The 17847-nt window shown below is 61.7% G+C and carries 18 protein-coding genes; 9 read left to right on the forward strand and 9 right to left on the reverse strand.

What is annotated here, in order from left to right; all coding sequences use genetic code 11:
• Window positions 1-75 precede the first annotated feature (75 nt).
• Window positions 76-837, forward strand: coding sequence for an SDR family NAD(P)-dependent oxidoreductase (locus M9924_17505; GenBank protein MCO5066192.1), 762 nt, complete (start codon window positions 76-78; stop codon window positions 835-837).
• 3 nt (window positions 838-840) lie between these two features.
• Window positions 841-1197 (forward strand): dihydroneopterin aldolase, encoded by a 357-nt coding sequence (locus M9924_17510; protein MCO5066193.1) that lies wholly within the window; start codon window positions 841-843, stop codon window positions 1195-1197.
• A 3-nt stretch (window positions 1198-1200) separates the two neighbouring features.
• Here M9924_17510 and M9924_17515 read toward each other — a convergent pair whose 3' ends face one another.
• Window positions 1201-1371: a hypothetical protein gene (locus tag M9924_17515; GenBank protein ID MCO5066194.1), complete on the reverse strand. Its 171-nt coding sequence runs from the start codon at window positions 1369-1371 to the stop codon at window positions 1201-1203.
• Window positions 1372-1441: 70 nt separating this feature from the next.
• Here M9924_17515 and M9924_17520 point away from each other — a divergent pair, with 70 nt between their 5' ends.
• Window positions 1442-2101 (forward strand): porin family protein, encoded by a 660-nt coding sequence (locus M9924_17520; protein ID MCO5066195.1) that lies wholly within the window; start codon window positions 1442-1444, stop codon window positions 2099-2101.
• A gap of 123 nt (window positions 2102-2224) precedes the next feature.
• On the opposite strand, the gene M9924_17525 is transcribed toward M9924_17520, so the two are convergent.
• The 7 genes from M9924_17525 to M9924_17555 are packed head-to-tail and all read right to left on the reverse strand — an operon-like array spanning window position 2225 to window position 7478.
• Entirely contained in the window at window positions 2225-2824 is a 600-nt protein-coding gene (locus M9924_17525; GenBank protein MCO5066196.1) for a glutathione S-transferase family protein, read from the reverse strand.
• A 5-nt stretch (window positions 2825-2829) separates the two neighbouring features.
• Complete coding sequence (locus tag M9924_17530) at window positions 2830-3492, reverse strand: ribonuclease T2 (protein ID MCO5066197.1); 663 nt, start codon at window positions 3490-3492, stop codon at window positions 2830-2832.
• Between the two features lie 7 nt (window positions 3493-3499).
• Window positions 3500-3973 carry a hypothetical protein gene (locus tag M9924_17535; protein MCO5066198.1) on the reverse strand — a complete coding sequence of 158 codons (474 nt, stop codon included), beginning with the start codon at window positions 3971-3973 and terminating at the stop codon, window positions 3500-3502.
• Window positions 3974-4028: 55 nt separating this feature from the next.
• On the reverse strand, window positions 4029-4886 hold the full coding sequence (gene rlmJ / locus M9924_17540; protein ID MCO5066199.1) for a 23S rRNA (adenine(2030)-N(6))-methyltransferase RlmJ: 858 nt from the start codon (window positions 4884-4886) through the stop codon (window positions 4029-4031).
• A gap of 16 nt (window positions 4887-4902) precedes the next feature.
• On the reverse strand, window positions 4903-5508 hold the full coding sequence (locus M9924_17545; GenBank protein MCO5066200.1) for a hypothetical protein: 606 nt from the start codon (window positions 5506-5508) through the stop codon (window positions 4903-4905).
• Window positions 5509-5538: 30 nt separating this feature from the next.
• Window positions 5539-5988: a DNA polymerase III subunit chi gene (locus M9924_17550; GenBank protein ID MCO5066201.1), complete on the reverse strand. Its 450-nt coding sequence runs from the start codon at window positions 5986-5988 to the stop codon at window positions 5539-5541.
• Entirely contained in the window at window positions 5985-7478 is a 1494-nt protein-coding gene (locus M9924_17555; GenBank protein MCO5066202.1) for a leucyl aminopeptidase, read from the reverse strand. Before M9924_17555 ends, M9924_17550 begins: the two co-directional genes overlap by 4 nt.
• A 569-nt stretch (window positions 7479-8047) precedes the next feature.
• On the opposite strand from M9924_17555, the gene lptF reads away from it, so the two are divergent.
• From lptF to rsmA, 6 genes are all read left to right on the forward strand, one after another.
• The gene (lptF, locus tag M9924_17560) at window positions 8048-9229 is read left to right on the forward strand and encodes an LPS export ABC transporter permease LptF (GenBank protein ID MCO5066203.1); all 1182 of its coding nucleotides are present in this window, start codon (window positions 8048-8050) and stop codon (window positions 9227-9229) included.
• On the forward strand, window positions 9226-10314 hold the full coding sequence (gene lptG, locus M9924_17565; GenBank protein ID MCO5066204.1) for an LPS export ABC transporter permease LptG: 1089 nt from the start codon (window positions 9226-9228) through the stop codon (window positions 10312-10314). Before lptF ends, lptG begins: the two co-directional genes overlap by 4 nt.
• A gap of 159 nt (window positions 10315-10473) precedes the next feature.
• A complete protein-coding gene (locus M9924_17570; GenBank protein ID MCO5066205.1) occupies window positions 10474-12732 on the forward strand; it encodes an LPS-assembly protein LptD in 2259 nt (752 codons plus the stop codon).
• A gap of 88 nt (window positions 12733-12820) precedes the next feature.
• A complete protein-coding gene (locus tag M9924_17575) occupies window positions 12821-13759 on the forward strand; it encodes a peptidylprolyl isomerase (GenBank protein ID MCO5066206.1) in 939 nt (312 codons plus the stop codon).
• 19 nt (window positions 13760-13778) lie between these two features.
• Complete coding sequence (pdxA, locus tag M9924_17580) at window positions 13779-14786, forward strand: 4-hydroxythreonine-4-phosphate dehydrogenase PdxA (protein MCO5066207.1); 1008 nt, start codon at window positions 13779-13781, stop codon at window positions 14784-14786.
• Window positions 14786-15613, forward strand: coding sequence for a 16S rRNA (adenine(1518)-N(6)/adenine(1519)-N(6))-dimethyltransferase RsmA (rsmA, locus tag M9924_17585; protein MCO5066208.1), 828 nt, complete (start codon window positions 14786-14788; stop codon window positions 15611-15613). The genes pdxA and rsmA overlap by 1 nt, the downstream gene beginning before the upstream one ends.
• Before the next feature lie 6 nt (window positions 15614-15619).
• Here rsmA and M9924_17590 read toward each other — a convergent pair whose 3' ends face one another.
• The gene (locus M9924_17590; GenBank protein MCO5066209.1) at window positions 15620-17764 is read right to left on the reverse strand and encodes a hypothetical protein; all 2145 of its coding nucleotides are present in this window, start codon (window positions 17762-17764) and stop codon (window positions 15620-15622) included.
• Between the last annotated feature and the right edge of the window lie 83 nt (window positions 17765-17847).

Consider the following 17847-nt stretch of genomic DNA (forward strand, 5'->3'; position numbering starts at 1 on the left):
GCCTGCGTTCTCAATAGATGTGCGCGCGCCATCATGCGGTCTGGACAGTTGGCCGCGCTTCGGCAAAACAGGATCATGAGCAATTCGGCGGCACGTCCAATCTGTCTCGTAACTGGTGGCGCGCGACGCATCGGCAGGGCGATCCTGACCGAAATGGCGCGCGATTTCGACCTCGCCATCCATGCCAACCGCTCCGTCGGGGAAGCGCGCGAATTGGCCGCGACGCTTGCGGCCACAGGCTGTCGTGCTGACGTCTTTCAGGCCGATTTCTCTGACCCGAACAGCGCATCCGCGCTGGTCGGCTCCGTCGCCGAGCGGTTCGGACGCCTCGACCTTGTGGTCAATTCGGCCTCCGCTTTCGATTTCGATACGCCGTCCAGCTTCGACGCCGGGCAGATGCAGCGCATTCTTTCCGTCAACCTCGTTGCCCAGATGATGGTCGCGCAAGCGCTTGGCCGCATGGGGAGTGCCGAAGCGACGCTCGTGAACATGCTGGACAACAAGGTCTTTTCGCCGAACCCCGATTTTTTCAGCTACAGCCTCGCCAAGTTTGCGCTGAAAAGCGCCATCGACATGCTTGCCATGCACTATCGTGGCAGGATGCGCGTGTGCGGCATCGCGCCCGGTGTGACCTTGCCGAGCGGCGACCAGACCGAAGCCAATTTCGAGAAAAGCTGGCGGCACTCGCTGACCGGCACGGGGGCTACCCCCGAGCAGATTGCCCGCACGGTTCGCTTCATCTGGGAGACCCCTTCCCTCAATGCCGAAATCATCGTGCTCGACGGCGGCCAGCGGCTGATGTCGCTCGAACGCGACGTGGCTTTCGTGGTGGAGTGACCCATGCGACTTCGCAAGACGATCCTGCTCCGCGACCTGGAACTGAACCTTTCCATTGGCGTCCACGAGCATGAGAAGATAAGGCCGCAGCGCCTCCTCGTCTCCGTGGAGGCTACGCTGGATGCCGCGCAGGCCGAAGGCGACGATCTTGCCGGCACTCTTGACTACGACCGCATCCGGGATTTCGCGAAGCTTCTCGAACTATCCGGCCACATCGAGCTTCAGGAGACGATTGCCCGGCGTATCCTGGACTTCGTGCTGTCGAACCCCGGCGTCGTCAGAGCCGTCGTGCAGACCGCAAAACCCGATATATTCGACGATTGCGCCTTTGTCGGCGTGCGGCTGGAGGCCGATCGTTAAAATTCAAGGTAAATTGAAAGTAAACAGACGCCCCATTTTCATTAATGATTTCAATATGTTGCAGAAACGCAACGTCGTATTTCCGCCGTTTTCTCGCCCGCGAATGACCCTTTTTTCGTTTATGTGCAGCCGTATTTGACGCCCAGATAGGGAACCGTGCAGCAGGCCGGTCATTATCCTCCCAAGGATGATCGGAATGCTCTACCGCAAAAAGTTTTTGCGTCTTTGGCAAGGAGTACAAGAAATGTCAGCCAAATTTAAGTTCGCGCGCCCGCTTGCGCTCGCCGGAGCCATCGCGCTGCTTGGCGCGGCGCCTGTGTTCGCCGCAGACGCCATCGAACAGGTTCCCGAACCGGCGGTTCCCATGGAGCAACCACCGCTCGCCACCTGGACCGGTCCTTATGCCGGTGTCCAGCTCGGCTACGGCTTCTCGGGCCGCGTTCAGGAGCCGGGCAATGAAATCAGCACCGATGGCGTTCTCGGCGGCGCATTCGCCGGCTACCAGAGCGATTTCGGCAATGGAATCGTGGCGGGTGTCGAAGGCGATGTCGGCTATTCGGGCGTGAAGGGCGACAATGCCGGAACTGAGGCGAAGGCAGGTGTCGAAGGATCGCTGCGTGCGCGCCTCGGCTATGCCGTCAGCCCGGACATTCTGCCCTACATTACCGCTGGTGGTGCGGCGCAGAGCCTCAAGGTCACCGAAGGCGGCCTCAGCGACCGCAACACCATGCTCGGCTGGACCGCCGGCGCGGGTGTCGACGTGAAGGTCACCGAGAACGTGTTCGTTCGCGGCGAGTATCGCTACACCGATTTCGGCAGCGAGGACTTCACAACCGGAAGTGGCACCCGTTCGGTGGACAACCACGACAACCGGGTGAGCCTCGGTGTCGGCTTCAAGTTCTGACCGAAGTCAGTCCCATGAAAAAACCGGGCTTCAACGCCCGGTTTTTTTGTGTCCGCATTCCTGCGGTTTGCGCGAGGAATTGCGCATTCTTCCCACATATCTGAATTTATGCGGGCGCGTTTTTCAGTTTTTCGGCGTTTTTTCGGCGATATCGGGCCACTTCTCATCGAAGCGCGCGGACCATCTGCGCAATTTTCCGCGCCCCTTCTCCCACTTTCCAGCGAAGCGAAGATCGAGATATCCGATCATCGCCCGCACCGCGATCTGCCCCGCCGAGATGGTTTTCGGAAGCTTCGGAGGGTTGGCGTTCAGCACGTCCAGGCCGCGAGCGGCCTTCTCCCACTGGCGGTCGAGCCAGGGCTGATGCACCTTTTCTTCCGGGCGCATGCGCCGTTCATACACGATAGCCAAAAGACAGTCGGTGATGCCGTCAGCAAGCGCCTCCAGCTTTTCGGCCTCGAAGCGCTTGGCCGGGTTGCGCGGGAAAATCTTGTTTCCGCTCAAACGGTTAAGGTATTGGGTTATGACCCTGCTGTCATATACGCCGATCCCGTCATCGGTGATCAATGTCGGTATCTTCCCGAGCGGATTGGCGTTGACCAGTACCGGCGGGTTCTCTCCGGTGTTGACGATCTCCTCCTCAAGCGGAATGCCGCCGAGCACAGCCGACATCCGCACTTTCGCACTGTACGGCGACGCTGTGGCATAAAGCAGTCTGGGCATGTTTTTCAGTCCTTTCCTCGCAGCCTGGGGATGCGCAGATCATCTGCCTTGCAGGACTTGCGCTCCAGCTCGCCGCAAGTGCGGAATTGCAGGTCCCTCGTCAAGCAGATGCGCACTTCGCGCAACAGCCGTTTGCTGCATGACACGGAGATTCCGTCTTCTGGCATGCCGGGGTTGGCGTCGGAAAAGGCGCGCTCGATGTCGGTGTCGCCAATTGAACCGATGTCATTATCACCTTGGAATTGCTGTGGAATCTCTATTTCGCGAAAGGCCGCTCGGACCGTTCGAAAGTAGTCCGTCTGGCTCATGCCGGAGCAGGAACCGTGCATGCGCCATTGGTGCCCGACCAGCCCTGCGGACGGCATTATGTCGCGCAGCTGCTCGACGAGCGAATCCGGGACCCGGCGTTGTCCGGTGTAGCAATCGCGCGGATAGCCGCGTTCATATTGCGGCCAAAGCCCGTGCACGATGAACCCGTAGGGCCGCGCTGATGCGCATTGCTGGGTGTTTTCCGCATCGCCTTCCTCCGCGCAGAATGACGGCGACCAGCTCAACGACAACACGTAGAAATCGAAATCGCCGGACGGCCTTTGGTCAGAGGCAAACGACGGAAAACAAAAGAGAAAAGCGACCGCGAGTGCGGCCGCCACACGCTTTGGAAACGCCATCTGCCAATCAGCGCAGGACGCGGCAGGCGCCGTTATAGACGAACCAGCGGTCAAAGCCCGAAACACAGAATTCGACGTTCGAGCCGTAAGTTTCGTTTGCGAGGCCGAAGCCCGCCGCCAGCGTGGCGAAACCCATTTTCTCTTCGATCAGATACCAGATTTCATGCTGACCGCCGTCGGAAAGCGCCACTGTCGCCCCGCAATACCGCCGGGCAATCGTGCTTTCCTCGTAGGCTGGCTCGTAGCGATTCTCGTGGATGTTGTGGAACTCAAGGATCGACACATCCGGCAGGTGCGGCACATGCGTCACCTGATAGCGGAAGCGCGATTGGATGCGGCCCAGCACACCGCTGTTGCCGCATGCTCCGCTGTAATCCGACGGCCCGCTGTAGAGCGCATCCGCACTCATCGATGGCGTAGCGACACTGACGGGCGCAAGCGCCAGGGTGAATGCAATCAGGCCGCGAACAAATTGGCGCATGGGTGGTCCCCTACAATCTCCGGTTGGCGCACATTGCGTAAGGGAAGTGCTTCGGTCAAGCGCTCGTTTCGGAGGCCGAAAGCCATCTGGTGTTCCACGACGCGCCGGACGGATCGCCCAAAAGCCGGCAAAGCGCAGGCAAAATGACGCGCATCTCCTGCTCCAGCACGAATGGCGGGTTGATGACGACCATTCCGCACCCGTCGAGGGACGGTGTCCCGCTCCGGGTGCGGATCATGAGGCTGAGGTCGAGTATCTTCGGTATGCCACTTGCCGCCAGCCCGTCGCGAAACGATGCCACGGCCTTTCGGTCCTTGACCGGGTACCACAACGCCTGAACGCCGCCCGGCCAGCGCCTGTGCGCCTTGACCGCGCCATCCAGCATCCTCTCGAACTCGCCCTGCTGTTCGAACGGCGGATCGACCAGGATCAGCCCGCGCTTTTCCTTCGGCGGCACATGTGCTCCAAGCGAAAGCCAGCCGTCGAGCTGGATCGTCCGAACCTGAATATCGCCCGCAAACAATTGCTTTAAAAGGAGAAAATCCTGCGGATGCAGTTCGATCGCGGTCAACCGGTCGCTGCGCCGCAAAAGGTGCCGGGTGATCCACGGGGAACCCGGATAGAGGCTTGCGCCGGCCTCCCGCGCGGCGGATACGGCTTCCAGATAGGGCGCGAGCAATGCCGCAAGCGGCGCATCGAGCGCTGCGTCTTCCAGCCTTCCGATGCCGCCGAGCCATTCGCCCGTGCGCGCAGAATCGCCGCCCGAAAGATCGTACAGCCCTGCGCCCGCATGCGTGTCGATGACGCGGAAAGGCTTGTCCTTGCGCTTCAGATATTCGAGCAAGCGGCACAGCGTGACGTGCTTCATCACATCCGCGAAATTTCCTGCGTGAAAGGAATGGCGATAGTTCATTGCCGAATGCGCGGTTTCACGCGCTGCCGCCCCTGCCCCAGCGCGGAGCCGGCGGCTGTTCGTTGGGGTTGCGATCCTTGCGCCTGCGGCTGAGAATCAAGCCGGCAATACCGAGCCCAACCAGCACGAATCCTGCCGGTTGCGCGCGCGGTTCAACCCCGCCTGCATTGGCGCGCAAGATCAGGTCGACCTTGCTGAAATTCACGCCGCCAGCATCGCCCTGCCCGACATTGAAGGTGTAATCCGCATTTTCGACCGGCGTGATGAGGCCCGCTTGGTCGCGAAATATCGTTTCGGTAGACTGCGGGCTCTGCTCGCGCTGCACCGACCTCGAAAACGACATCCTGTCCGTCAGCACGTTGCGTCCGCCCACCGATGCCGTAAGCGTCAGCACCGCGATATTGCCCGAGAAATTGGCGGGTCCCCGGCTCGCCAGATCGACCATCACGCGAACCGGATCATCTTCCGGGGCAAGGCGCACGGTGACGGGCCGGAAGCCGGTCGACTGCTCGAAAACGGTGATCGATCCGAGATCACGGCCGCTGAAATTGTTCTGGTACCACGGATAGATCCCGGCCAGGGCGACGCCCGCGAGAAGAAGGAGAAGGGACAAAAAGCGCATGATATTCAGATACTTCTTATATTTCTTCGGTTACACCTTGCGTTCCCAGCGCCGGTCGTCGGTCTGCTGCCAGTAGGTCACCTCGTGGCCCTTTGCCTTGAGGTCGCGCCAATAGCCGCGAGCCGACGAGAGTTGCGATTCGTCATGTCCATCGAACATCAGCACGCCGCGCTGATATGGGGCAAGGTCGGGCGGCTCCGCGCCTTCGACCATGAACCGGATTTGCGCATCGTTTGCGTTCGCCGTTCCGGTCGTCAACAATATGGGCTGGTCGGGCGCATTCGGCTCGGTGTCCAGCCCATGCGCCAGAAACGAATCGTCGCGAAATGTCCAGAGCACCGTGTCGAGCGCGTTGCGCCGCTCCTCGCTCGCCGTCTGGACGACCGCGCGCCAGCCGCGCGCGACGCTGCGCTCCAGCAGGCCGGGCAGCGCGTCCTCCAGCGTCGAAACGGTGAGATGATAGAAGAGGACTTCCGTCACGCGCCCTCGCATGTGTCCTGCACGAAGCGGTCGAGCAGCCGCACGCCGAAGCCCGTTCCCCAGGACTGGTTGATTTCGCTGGGCGGCGCGGCCATTGCGGTGCCCGCAATGTCCAGATGCGCCCACGGCGTGTCCTTGACGAAGCGCTGGAGGAATTGCGCCGCCGAAACCGCGCCGCCATAGCGGCCTCCGACATTTTTCATGTCGGCGTTTTTCGAGTTGATAAGCTTGTCGTAGTCCTCGCCCATCGGCATGCGCCAGAGGCGCTCATGCGTCGACAGGCCGGCGGCGACGAGCTGCTGCGAAAGCTCGTCATCATTGCAGAACAGCCCCGCATGGAACTGGCCGAGGGAAACCATGATAGCGCCGGTCAGGGTCGCGAGGTCGATCATCAGCTTCGGCTGGAAGCGCTGCTGGCAGTACCAGAGCACGTCGGCAAGGACGAGGCGGCCCTCCGCGTCCGTGTTCATCACCTCGATTGTCTGCCCGGACATGGATTTGACGATGTCGCCCGGACGCTGTGCATTGCCGTCGACCATGTTTTCGACGACGCCAATGATGCCAACGACATTGGCCTTGGCCTTGCGGCCCGCAATGGCGCGCATCGCCCCGACGACGGCGGCGGCACCGCCCATGTCGCCCTTCATGTCCTCCATGCCCGATGCGGTCTTCATCGAGTTGCCGCCGGTGTCGAACACCACCCCCTTGCCGATGAAAGCAACCGGCTTGTTCCGCGGCTTGCCGCCGTTCCATTTCATGACGACCACGCGCGACGGGCGCGACGAACCCTGCCCCACGCCGAGCAGAGCGCCCATGCCGAGCTTCTTCATTTCCCGCTCGGTCAGCACCTCGACCGAAAGTCCAATGGATTCCAATGCCTTGGCGGCAGCGGCGAACTCAATCGGTCCGAGTGTGTTCGCCGGTTCGTTGACGAGGTCGCGGGCGAGACAGACGCCTTCGACCACATTGGCCAGCGCGGTGAAGGCGCGCTTTGCCGCCGTCGGCTCGGCGCAGGCAATCGTGACCCGGAGCGCCGGGGTTGGTTCCTGTTCCTCATCGTCGCGCTTCGTCTTGTATTTGTCGAAACGATAGCTGCGCAAAAGGATGCCAGCGCCGATCGCGGCGGCCTGCGCCGGACCGACCGGCACGCCCGGCAGTTCGGCCACGATGGTGACCTCGCCGCGCCCGCGAAAGGCGGCAGCCGCCGCCCCGCCCAGGCGCAGCCAGGAAAATTCGTTCAGCGCCGCGATCTTGCCGATCCCAAGCGCGGTGATCCTGTCCAGCGGAGAACCGCCCGGCGCCAGCACTTCACTCGACCCACCGAACGGACCTTTGAAGCCGCTGATCGAAAAGCTGCGCACCAGATGACCGCCGGAATCGCAGGCCGTAGCGGCAGGCGAGAGGGACAGGTCGTCGGCCACGAGCAGAATCGCCGATCCCTTGCGCGGAACGGAGAGCTTGGCAAATGTGATCGTCGGCTTGGCGTTCATAGGGTCAGGACCTGTTGATTTGGACGAAATGGTGCGAGGCCATCCGGTCCGATACGAGGAGCAAGGACGAAGGAAATGTAAGCATTTTCAAATTCCTTGCGACGAAGTTGCGGGCCGGATGGACCACATCCGAAGGACACCGGAACGGCTGCAAGCTGCCGCGTCGAACCGCTCGGACGATGGAACCCCATCGACCTTCGCGCCTCTCCTTGCATCTTCTTGCCGTTTCAGGCGCCATTTCGTTCAAATCAACAGGTCCTGACCCTAGCAATCTCACATCAGAATTGGCCGCAGGCCGGAGGTTTCTTCCATTTGCGCTCATTTGCAAGCGCGCCCTCTCCGGTGGCATACCAGATTTGGAAGAAAAGCCCACTGTGGTCGTTATTCTGTCAATAAACTGATAACCATGTCTATTCGGCTTTTGTAAGCCAATCCAAACCAGTATCACCCATCAGGTCGGGACCATTTTTGACTCGCAGAAGGAAGGACCCCAAAGGGACTCGCTCGCACCAGATAAGACGTGATGTCGAGCAACCCGGTGCCGGCGGCGCGAACCAGTCCAAATCATCATGAAGGTCCTTGAACGCTACATATTGCGGCGCGTGTTCGCCGTCTTTGCGGCAGCCCTCGGCTGGACCCTTGCTATTGTCTGGACGACACAGGTGCTGGCGCGAATCGACCTGGTGACCGACAGCGGCCAGACGGCGCTTACCTTCTTCCAGATCGCGACGCTGGTCATGCCGACCGTCATCCCGCTGGTCCTGCCGTTTGCATTGATCATCGGCATCACGCAGACGCTCGCGACGATGAACAGTGATTCAGAACTCGCCGTGATAAGCGCATCCGGCGCATCGCGGATGACGGTCATCAAGCCCATCATGCTGCTGGCGCTTGCGGTAAGCGTGCTCTCGTTCGCCGTCGACAATCTGGTCGAGCCAGCGGCACGCCAGAAGAACCGCGAACTTATCGCCGATTCGCGCGGCGACCTGTTGTCGCTGCTGCTTCAGGAAGGCGCATTCCGCCGCATTGAGGACGGCCTTTATGTACAGATCGGGGAGCGACTGCCGGACGGCAAGCTCGGCCAGATCTTCGTTGCGGATTCGCGCGAGCCGAACATCGACTTCATCTACTACGCAAAGACCGGCACCGTCGTCCGGACTGAGGACAAGTCCGCATTGCTGATGTTCGACGGCGTGGTGCAGCGGAAAACACCGACAGGCGGCGTGTCGGTCATTCGCTTCGCTTCCTACTCCTTCGACCTCGGCACATTCACGGCGGAAGTCAACGAGGTGACATTCCAGCCGAAGGACCAGACCTTTTCCTATCTGCTCAACCCGGACCCTAACGACCGCAATTTCCAGAGAAAGCCGCAGGCCTACCGCGCCGAGCTGCACCGACGCCTGACCGAATGGCTTTATCCGGCCATTTTCGCGCTGATTGCCATTGCGGTGGCGGGAGATGCGCGGTCCCACCGGGAGGCACGGGTGCATCCGATGATTACAGCCATCGTCATTGCCCTGTTCTGGTGGTGGGTCGGCTATTTCGTCAGCGACCGCGCCGAAACGGAACCCGTATTCGTCTATGCGATGTATGGGGCGCCCGCACTGGCGAGCGCCATCGCCATCGGGTTCATCGCGGCGAACCGCGCGCTGGAGCTGCCGATGGGCGTGGTTGACTGGGTCGCCTCGCTCTTCGGTTCGATCTGGCGCGCCATCGTCCCGCGCAGGCATGCGGCAGCGGGGGGCGCGTGATGGGCTGGACGCTCAACCGATATTTCCTGCGCCGCTACGCCAGCATCACGATGTGGATTTTCCTTGGCGTTTTCTGCCTCGCCTTCCTCGTCGATTTCACCGAGCTGACCAGTCGCATCAGCGGCCTGCCCGGCTTCACGGTGCCGCTCGGCCTGGCGATGTCGGGTTTGCGCGTGCCCATGATCATGTTGCAAACCGTTCCGTTCATCGCGCTGTTTTCGGCGATAGCCATGCTGATCTCGCTTAACCGCAGATATGAACTGGTCATTGCCCGTTCAGCCGGGATTTCGGCCTGGCAATTCCTGCTTCCCCCCTGCGTCGGGGCCTTTGCGTTCGGCCTGCTCGCAATCGGCATCCTCAATCCGCTGGCCGCCTATGGCATCGGACAGGTCGAGCAGATCGAGACACAGATCCGCTCCGGCGCTTCCAACCAGGTTTCTTCCTTCTCCGCCCCGTGGCTCCGCCAGAAGACCTCGCAAGGCGACACGATCATCGGCGCGCGCGCCGTGCTCGACCAGGGCATGACGCTGTCCGATGCCGTGTTCATTTCATTCGATCGCGACGGCGATATCGTCGAGCGCCACGACGCCAGGCAGGCTTTCCTGCGCAACGGCTATTGGGAGCTTGTCGGCGTGCAGCGCTTCCGTGACGGCGAAGCGACCGAGATGCTGCCGGGCATGCGCATCCCGACCAATCTCAAGCCCGAATTCGTGCAGGAAAGGCTCGCCCGCCCGGAAACGATCCCGTTCTACCAACTGCCCGGCAAGATCGAGGCGGCGCGTTCCTTCGGGCTGCGCGCCGACGCGTTCTCCATGCAGCTTCATTCCTTGATTGCATTGCCTTTTTTGCTGATTGCGATGACTTTGATCGCCGCGACAGTTTCAATGCGGTTTGCCAGAATGGGTCAATCCTCAGTAATGATTCTGGGTGGCGTCACGGCTGGCTTTCTGCTTTATGTCGTATCGGTGCTTGTGCGGGCGTTTGGCAACGCCGGACTCGTGCCGCCTGTCGTGGCTGCCTGGATTCCGGTCGTGGTGGCGAGTTTTTTTGGAGTAACGTTCCTGTTGTACAAGGAAGACGGCTAGGTGGGGGCATTGAGGGGACATAGCCTCACGCGCAGTGCGACACAAAGGCTGTGCCGGCAGACGGCGCTGGCCTGCCTGTTCGCGTTGTCGCTCGGCGTGTACCCGACCGTTGCGCAGGACCTCAGCCCCTATGCCGCCGATGTCCCTTCCGATTCCCAGATGCTGCTGGAATCGGACGTACTGACCTACGACCAGGACGCCAACACTGTCAGCGCCTCGGGGCAGGTTCGCATCGAATATGCAGGCAACCGCCTCGTGGCGGAACGCGTGACCTACGACCGCAATACGGGGCGGCTGAAGGCGATCGGCAATGTCGAGATCGTCGAGAAGGACGGCAACAAGATCTACACCGACGAGATCGACGTCACGGACGATTTCGCGGACGGCTTCATCAACAGCCTGCGCGTCGAGACCATCGAAAAGACCTACTTCGCCGCCGAGAGCGCCGACCGCAAGGGCGGCAACGTCACCACATTCAACAACGGCGTGTACACGGCCTGCGAACCTTGCGAGGAGCAGCCGAACAAGGCGCCGATCTGGCGCGTCAAGTCGCGCAAGATCATCTGGGACGGACAGGAAAAGACGATCCGCTTCGAGCGATCGCATTTCGAAATGTTCGGAATGCCCATTGCTTACTTGCCCGCATTCGAGGTCCCCGACCCGACGGTCAAGCGCAAGAGCGGCTTCCTGTTCCCTGGCATCGTGTTCAACAGCAAGCTCGGCACCGGCATCACGGTTCCTTACTACATCGCGCTTTCGCCGACTTATGACCTCACGCTCAAGGGCACCGGCTATACGAAACAGGGCTTTCTCGGCGAGGCCGAATGGCGACAGAAGTTCAATTCCGGGGAATACAATCTCAAGATTGCCGGCATCGATCAGGCCGACCCGGATGCGTTCGAATCCTATTCGGTGGATCGCGGCCCGCCCGGCGACCCCAACAAGCTGCGCGGCATGGTCGGAACCAAGGGCCGCTTCGAGATCAATCCGCGCTGGACGTTCGGCTGGGACCTGCTGCTTCAGTCCGACAAGAATTTCTCGCGCACCTATTCGATCGAAGGCTTCAACGAGTGGATTCATCGGTCGGAGGTCTACCTGACCGGGCTCGGCGAGAGGAACTATTTCGACCTGCGCTTCATGAAATTCCAGGTGCAGGAAAAGCAGCGTGACGACAATTCCTCTTCGCGCGACGACAAACAGCCCTGGGTGCTGCCGAGCTTCGATTATGTTGCGATCCCCGACGAGCCAGTGGCAGGCGGTGAGCTGAAGCTCACGCTCAATTCGCGTGTCATCAACCGCTCGGAGCTTGATTACGTCGTGGACAGCGACCTGCCCGACGATGCAGACGTGACGGCGGTACGCGGCATCGAGGGCACGGATGGCCGGCTGAGCGGTGAAGCCGAGTGGAAGCGCGAATTCGTTGCTCCGGGCGGGCTGGTCATTACGCCGGTGCTCGCCCTGCTGGGTGAGGCGCGCATGGCCGATCAGAGCGATTCCTCGACCGCCGCTATCGAAAACATGGCCAATCAGCTTGGCGTCGGCGCGGACGTGCGGTCAGAATATTATCGCTATATGGCGACTGCCGGGCTTGACGTCCGCTGGCCGGTTCTGTTCTCGACAACGAGTTCGACCCACATTCTGGAGCCCGTCGCGCAGCTCTTCGTACGCCCCGACGAGCAGGATGTAAGGGACCTCGGCATATCCAACGAGGATTCGCAGAGCTTCGTGTTCGACGCGACCTCCCTCTTCGACCGGGACAAGTTCGCCGGCTATGACCGCATCGAAGGCGGGACGCGCGCGAATCTCGGCATCCGCTATACCGGATCGCTTGCGAGCGGCTGGACCACCAACGCGTTGTTCGGCCAATCCTACCATCTGGGCGGCCTCAACTCATTCGCCGCGCCTGACCTCGTAAACGCCGGCGCCGAATCCGGACTGGAGACGGACCGTTCGGACTATGTCGGCCTTGTCGGCTTTGCCAGCCCGTTCGGATTGTCCGCCTCGCTGAGTGGCCGGTTCGACGAGGAGACTTTCGAGGCGCGTCGCACCGAGGCGCGCGCCGCCTACACAAATTCGCCGGTCTCGATCACCGCCAAATATGCTTTCATCCAGGCCCAGCCCGTGTACGGCTTCGCGACCGACCGACATGAAGTGACCGTAGGCGGCAGCCTGAGGTTCCACGAATCCTGGAGAGTGTTCGGTTCGGGCACATATGATCTTGAGTCGGATTATGTGTCGGCGAACTCTTTCGGCTTCGGATATGCCGACGAGTGCTTCACTTTCGCGTTAACATATAGCGAGTCACGCACGCTCATCGGCGACACGCGGGAAACCGACGACACTCAGAACATAGGTTTTCAGCTGTCTTTCCGCACGATCGGCGATTTCGGCAACAGCAGCAGCAACTTCCTGCAATAGCCGGATCATTGCACCCCTATCCGGCGATCATCGTTTCGCCGCATAAAATTGGCAGAGCCTCAAAAACAGATTCATTGGGACGGAATTGATGCGCGGTGTGAGGAAAAGACTGGTCCTGTTGAGTGTGCTGGCCGCATTTGCAGCCGGAGCTGTAGGCACGAGCGTTCCTGCGGTCGCCAGCGAGGTCAAGTACATCGTCAACGGACAGGCGATCACCACCTATGACATCCAGCGCCGCGCCGCTTTCCTGAAGCTTCAGCGCGCGAAGGGGAACGTCAACCAGCTTGCTTCCGACCAGATGATCGAGCAATCGCTCAAACAGGCGGAAATGAAGCGGATGAATATCCGCATCAGCGATCGGCAGGTGGACGACGCCTATGCCAGGTTCGCAAAGAACAACAAGATGACGCTCGAACAGCTCGACACTGTCATGAGCAAATCAGGCGTGACGAAATCTCATTTCAAGGAGTACATCCGCAGCCAGATGGGCTGGGGGCAGGTCGTGAACGCCAAGGCGGGCGGCAATGGCGACGGGCGCGTCACCGAGCAGGAAGCCGTGCGCCGCATGCTTCAGCAGGGCGGCCAGAAGCCGCGCGCGACCGAATACATGCTCCAGCAGGTGATCTTTGTGGTTCCCGCCAAGGAGCGCGCGAAGCTGCCGGCGCGCCGCCGTGAAGCGGAGGCGATGCGCAACAGGTTCAACGGCTGCAATGCGTCGCGTGAGCTCGCGAAGGGCCTGATCGACGTGACCGTGCGCGATCTCGGACGCGTACTTGAGCCCCAACTGCCGATCGACTGGGCGGATTCGATCAAGGCGACCAAGGCCGGAGGCGCCACCAAGGTTCGCGATACGGAACGCGGCGTGGAATTCATCGGGATTTGCAGTGCCCGCGAAGTGTCGGACGACCGCGTTGCGCAGATGGTATTCCAGCAGGAAGAAAACGGCGGTCCGGACGCAGGCGGCGATGATCTGTCCAAGAAGTTCCTGAAGGAGCTTCGTGACAAGGCCAAGATCACACAACGCTAAAGCACTTTTCGACGCGCATATGACCAAGATTCTGGCGCTCACTTCGGGCGATCCTTCCGGGGTGGGACCTGAACTCGCGCTGGCCTGCTGGCGGCTTCGGCATCCGCTCGGCCTGCCGCCCTTCTTCCTGCTGTCCGATCCCGACTTCCTGCGAAGCCGCATGCGCCGCCTGGATATGAACATCCCAATCGCGATCGCCGATCCGCAGACGGCCGCCTCGGCGTTTTCCGATGCCCTGCCGGTCGTGCCACTTGCCGCTAACTTCGCCGATAGCCCTGCAACGCCGTTGCGGGAAAATGCAGCCGGGGTGATCGAGGCCATCGACCGCGCGGTCGAACTGGTCATGGCCGGCGATGCCTCAGCCGTCGTCACCTGCCCGATTGCAAAGAAGCCGCTCTATGATGCGGGCTTCGCCTTCCCCGGACACACCGAATATCTTGCGCATCTGGCGCAGTCGCGAACCGGCAAGGCTGTCCTTCCCGTGATGATGCTTGCCGGACCCGATCTCAGGACGGTGCCGGTGACGATCCATATTCCGCTGGCCGAAGTGCCGCGACAACTGACCACCGATCTCATATTCGACACCGCGCGGATCGTTGCGCACGACCTGACCGCGCGCTTTGGAATCGAAAGGCCGAGGCTGGCGATAGCGGGGATGAACCCGCATGCAGGTGAAGGTGGCGCGCTCGGTCGCGAGGATGCAGAGATCGTGCTTCCGACCGTCGAGCGGCTGCGCGGCGAAGACATTGATGCGCGAGGCCCCCTCCCCGCGGACACGATGTTCCACGCCCGCGCACGTGCGACCTATGATGCGGCGCTGTGCATGTATCACGACCAGGCGCTCATTCCGGCCAAGACGCTGGCATTCGACGAAGCCGTCAACGTAACGCTTGGGCTGCCCTTCGTGCGCACATCGCCTGACCATGGAACGGCGTTCGACATTGCCGGCAAGGGCGTGGCGAAGCACGAAAGCCTTGTCGCAGCTTTGCGCATGGCCGCCGGCATGGCATGGCGCGAGGGCCTCTGATGGCCGCGCTCGACGGACTGCCACCCTTGCGCGCGGTGATCGAGGAAAACGGGCTGAATGCGAAGAAGGCGCTCGGCCAGAACTTCCTGCTCGATCTCAACCTGACCTCGAAGATCGCCCGCAGCGCGGGCGACCTGACGCAGTCGACCGTGCTGGAGATTGGACCCGGACCCGGCGGGCTGACGCGCGCCCTTCTGCTGAACGGCGCAAGGAAAGTCATCGCCGTCGAGCGCGATGAGAGATGCCGACCGGCGCTTGATGATATCGCGGCCCACTATCCCGGACGGCTCGAAGTGATTTTCGGGGATGCCCTGAAGATCGATATGTCCGCGCTGGCGGATGGACTGCCGCTCAAGATCGTGGCCAATCTTCCGTACAATGTCGGCACCGAACTGCTGGTCCGCTGGCTCACCGTGCCGGACTGGCCGCCCAGCTACGAATCCATGACGCTGATGTTCCAGCGCGAGGTCGCGCAACGCATCGTCGCCGCTCCGGGCAGCGATGCCTATGGGCGGCTCGGCGTGCTTGCCGGATGGCGCACCAATGCCCGCATCGTTTTCGACGTGCCGCCGCAGGCGTTCACGCCGCCACCGAAAGTGACCTCTTCGGTTGTCCATCTCGTGCCACGGCATGAGCCGCTTCCGGCGGATGTCGCGCGGCTGGCGCGCGTGACGGAAGCCGCGTTCGGCCAGCGCCGGAAGATGCTCAGGCAGAGCCTGAAATCGCTCGGCGGCGAGCGCCTTCTGGCGGCAACCGGGATCGACGGAACCCGGCGCGCCGAAACGCTTGCGGTCGCCGAATTCGTCGCGCTTGCAAATGCAATTTAGCGCGCGTCAGTCCGGTCGCAGCGACGCGACATCCGGCGGCGGCAGGGCGAGGATGCGCGCCGCCTCCGCATAGGCGGCGTCGGCAATATGCGCATGGCCCTCGGCGGTCGGGTGGAACGGTCCACCTAGGCACGCCTCGATAAGGTCCAGGACGCCCCATTGACTGGGAGGCGGCGGGGTGCCGCTCGCCCGGTACTGCACGAAAAGGCAGATGTCGTTCAGCGTGCGCACCCAGCGCTGGCGGGGCGCGTATGGCCGTGTGTCGCGCACTGCGCTGAAGTCGAGGTCGCGGTAAGGCGAGAAAGGTTCGAAATCGAACCAACGGAACTGCTGGTTCACCCGATCCACATAGGGCAGCATCATGTTTTCCAGCGCAGAGACCGATGAAGCGGTGCGCTTCTGCGCGCACACGCCGTGTTTTGCAAAAGCCTCGCGATGCGAATCCACGAAGTGCCAGTTGCCTGCGGCCGCCGCCGATTTCAACGCCGGGTAGAGCTTCTTGTTGGCGAAATCGCTCACGAGACGCAGCGTCGGCACGTCTATGAACAGCATCCCGCCAACATTGAATCCATCCATGCGTTCGCGCGGGTTCTGCTCGCCGCACACGCGCCCATTCTGGTTGAGTTCAATTTTCGGAAAGGCCGTCATGATGACGTTGGGCTGGCCGTTCGAGGAGCGGATCGGCAGCAGCGCAAGCGCCTTCCTCAGCGCGGAGAAACGCGCGGGCAGCGCCTGCACCCGACGCTCGGCCTCAACGACATTCTGCGCCTTCACGATGCTGGCCATGCGCGTCAAAAGGCTTTGTCCCACCACATTGAACTGCGTGGCGAAGCCGGCCAGCGGTGGGCGCGTTTTAGTCAGCACGTCAACGATCAAGGGCGTGAAGCCGACATCATTGCCTCCAATCGAAACCAGAAGCAGGTCGATGGGCCGAAGGAAACGCCCCTGCGGACAGCGCCGCAGGGGGACGGAGGTGTAGGTCTTTCCGTTTTGCGAAATCGGCTGGTTGAGTGACAGCGGCACCGGGTTCGCACGCGTGATCGCGTCGCGGCACAGTTCGATGGTCAGCCTGTCGATCTCGCTCATGTCGCGCCGGCGCGGCCCGTCGCCGGTCAATTGTCCGGGGTCGATGCCCTCCGCACCCTTGAACGGCAGCAGCAATCCTTCCGCCACCTCCGCGCCCGAGCAGGCATAGCCGAGGAAGGTGACGGCGCTGTGCTTCGGATCGGCAAGCGCGATCTGCAACGCAGTGCGCAGATGGTAGCTGTAGGCCGAGCGGTGGCATTTGCGGTCCAGCCAGTTGGCGGGGCCGTTCGGCCCTCGCACCGGCAGGGAATGGGACTTCTTGTATTTGATCCGCTGCGTCACCTCGTCGTAGACGAACGCCTTGTTGAGATTGGCGCGCTGCGACTGGCGGTCGATCTCCACCGGCGAATCGGGATTGCCTTCGCCTGAAGAGAAGCTGTCGCCGATACCGACGACCAGACGGTCCTTGACCACGATGCGGGGGGCGGTCACCTCCGTGGCGTCAGGCAGGGTGACAGTGATCGCGACCCCCTGCTCCGCTTCGGGCCGGTCCGGCTCGAACGGGATTCTGGCTTCGATCTGTGCCGTGCAATCGGTGGTCCGCTCCGGGACGAGCGACGCGTTGCGGATGAGCGCGTCGCGATCTGCTTTCCAGATGCACTCGCCTTGCGGCGGTTCCTCGAGCTTCAACACAACCGTATGGCCCTGCGGCATCACGTAGTCGGTGCGACGGCCTTCGCCAAATCGGTCCACCACGCAGGAAGAATGCCATTGCAGGTTGGCGTCCCAGCAAAATGCCTTGCGGCGATTGATATGATGCGCCCAGCCGCGCTCGGGCCGACCGCTCGTTCTCGGATTCGCATAGAGCGTGCCGTCGGTCTTGTACCACTCACGCAGCCAGCGCGGGTCGTTGAGCAATCGTTCGAGGTCCGAGACAATGGTCGCCGGAACGGTTCCGCCCTCAGCCGCCAGCACATCGGCCAGCGCCTCGCGCTGCATCTCAAAATCGGCGTTGTTGGTGAAGAAACGGAACGGATGCTGCACGCGCCAGTCGATGGATGGCTGCGCCGCAGCCGCCAGGCAGGAAAATAGCAGAACCGTCAGAATCGAAATCGCCCGAAACATGAAAGCCGCCCTCGTTTTCGGTGGCGGAAGGGTGACCGACAGGCTCCGCGCCGTCAATCGATGGCAGACATTCATGGTTACCT

Source organism: Rhizobiaceae bacterium (assembly GCA_023953835.1).
GTDB lineage: Bacteria > Pseudomonadota > Alphaproteobacteria > Rhizobiales > Rhizobiaceae > Mesorhizobium_G.

Excerpts from the sequence above, each read along its gene's own strand:
- M9924_17505 (MCO5066192.1), top strand. The coding sequence starts at position 76 with ATGAGCAATTCGGCGGCACGTCCAATCTGTCTCGTAACTGGTGGCGCG.
- M9924_17510 (MCO5066193.1), top strand. The coding sequence starts at position 841 with ATGCGACTTCGCAAGACGATCCTGCTCCGCGACCTGGAACTGAACCTT.
- M9924_17515 (MCO5066194.1), bottom strand. The coding sequence starts at position 1,371 with ATGACCGGCCTGCTGCACGGTTCCCTATCTGGGCGTCAAATACGGCTG.
- M9924_17520 (MCO5066195.1), top strand. The coding sequence starts at position 1,442 with ATGTCAGCCAAATTTAAGTTCGCGCGCCCGCTTGCGCTCGCCGGAGCC.
- M9924_17525 (MCO5066196.1), bottom strand. The coding sequence starts at position 2,824 with ATGCCCAGACTGCTTTATGCCACAGCGTCGCCGTACAGTGCGAAAGTG.
- M9924_17530 (MCO5066197.1), bottom strand. The coding sequence starts at position 3,492 with ATGGCGTTTCCAAAGCGTGTGGCGGCCGCACTCGCGGTCGCTTTTCTC.
- M9924_17535 (MCO5066198.1), bottom strand. The coding sequence starts at position 3,973 with ATGCGCCAATTTGTTCGCGGCCTGATTGCATTCACCCTGGCGCTTGCG.
- rlmJ (MCO5066199.1), bottom strand. The coding sequence starts at position 4,886 with ATGAACTATCGCCATTCCTTTCACGCAGGAAATTTCGCGGATGTGATG.
- M9924_17545 (MCO5066200.1), bottom strand. The coding sequence starts at position 5,508 with ATGCGCTTTTTGTCCCTTCTCCTTCTTCTCGCGGGCGTCGCCCTGGCC.
- M9924_17555 (MCO5066202.1), bottom strand. The coding sequence starts at position 7,478 with ATGAACGCCAAGCCGACGATCACATTTGCCAAGCTCTCCGTTCCGCGC.
- lptF (MCO5066203.1), top strand. The coding sequence starts at position 8,048 with ATGAAGGTCCTTGAACGCTACATATTGCGGCGCGTGTTCGCCGTCTTT.
- M9924_17570 (MCO5066205.1), top strand. The coding sequence starts at position 10,474 with ATGCTGCTGGAATCGGACGTACTGACCTACGACCAGGACGCCAACACT.
- M9924_17575 (MCO5066206.1), top strand. The coding sequence starts at position 12,821 with ATGCGCGGTGTGAGGAAAAGACTGGTCCTGTTGAGTGTGCTGGCCGCA.
- pdxA (MCO5066207.1), top strand. The coding sequence starts at position 13,779 with ATGACCAAGATTCTGGCGCTCACTTCGGGCGATCCTTCCGGGGTGGGA.
- rsmA (MCO5066208.1), top strand. The coding sequence starts at position 14,786 with ATGGCCGCGCTCGACGGACTGCCACCCTTGCGCGCGGTGATCGAGGAA.
- M9924_17590 (MCO5066209.1), bottom strand. The coding sequence starts at position 17,764 with ATGTTTCGGGCGATTTCGATTCTGACGGTTCTGCTATTTTCCTGCCTG.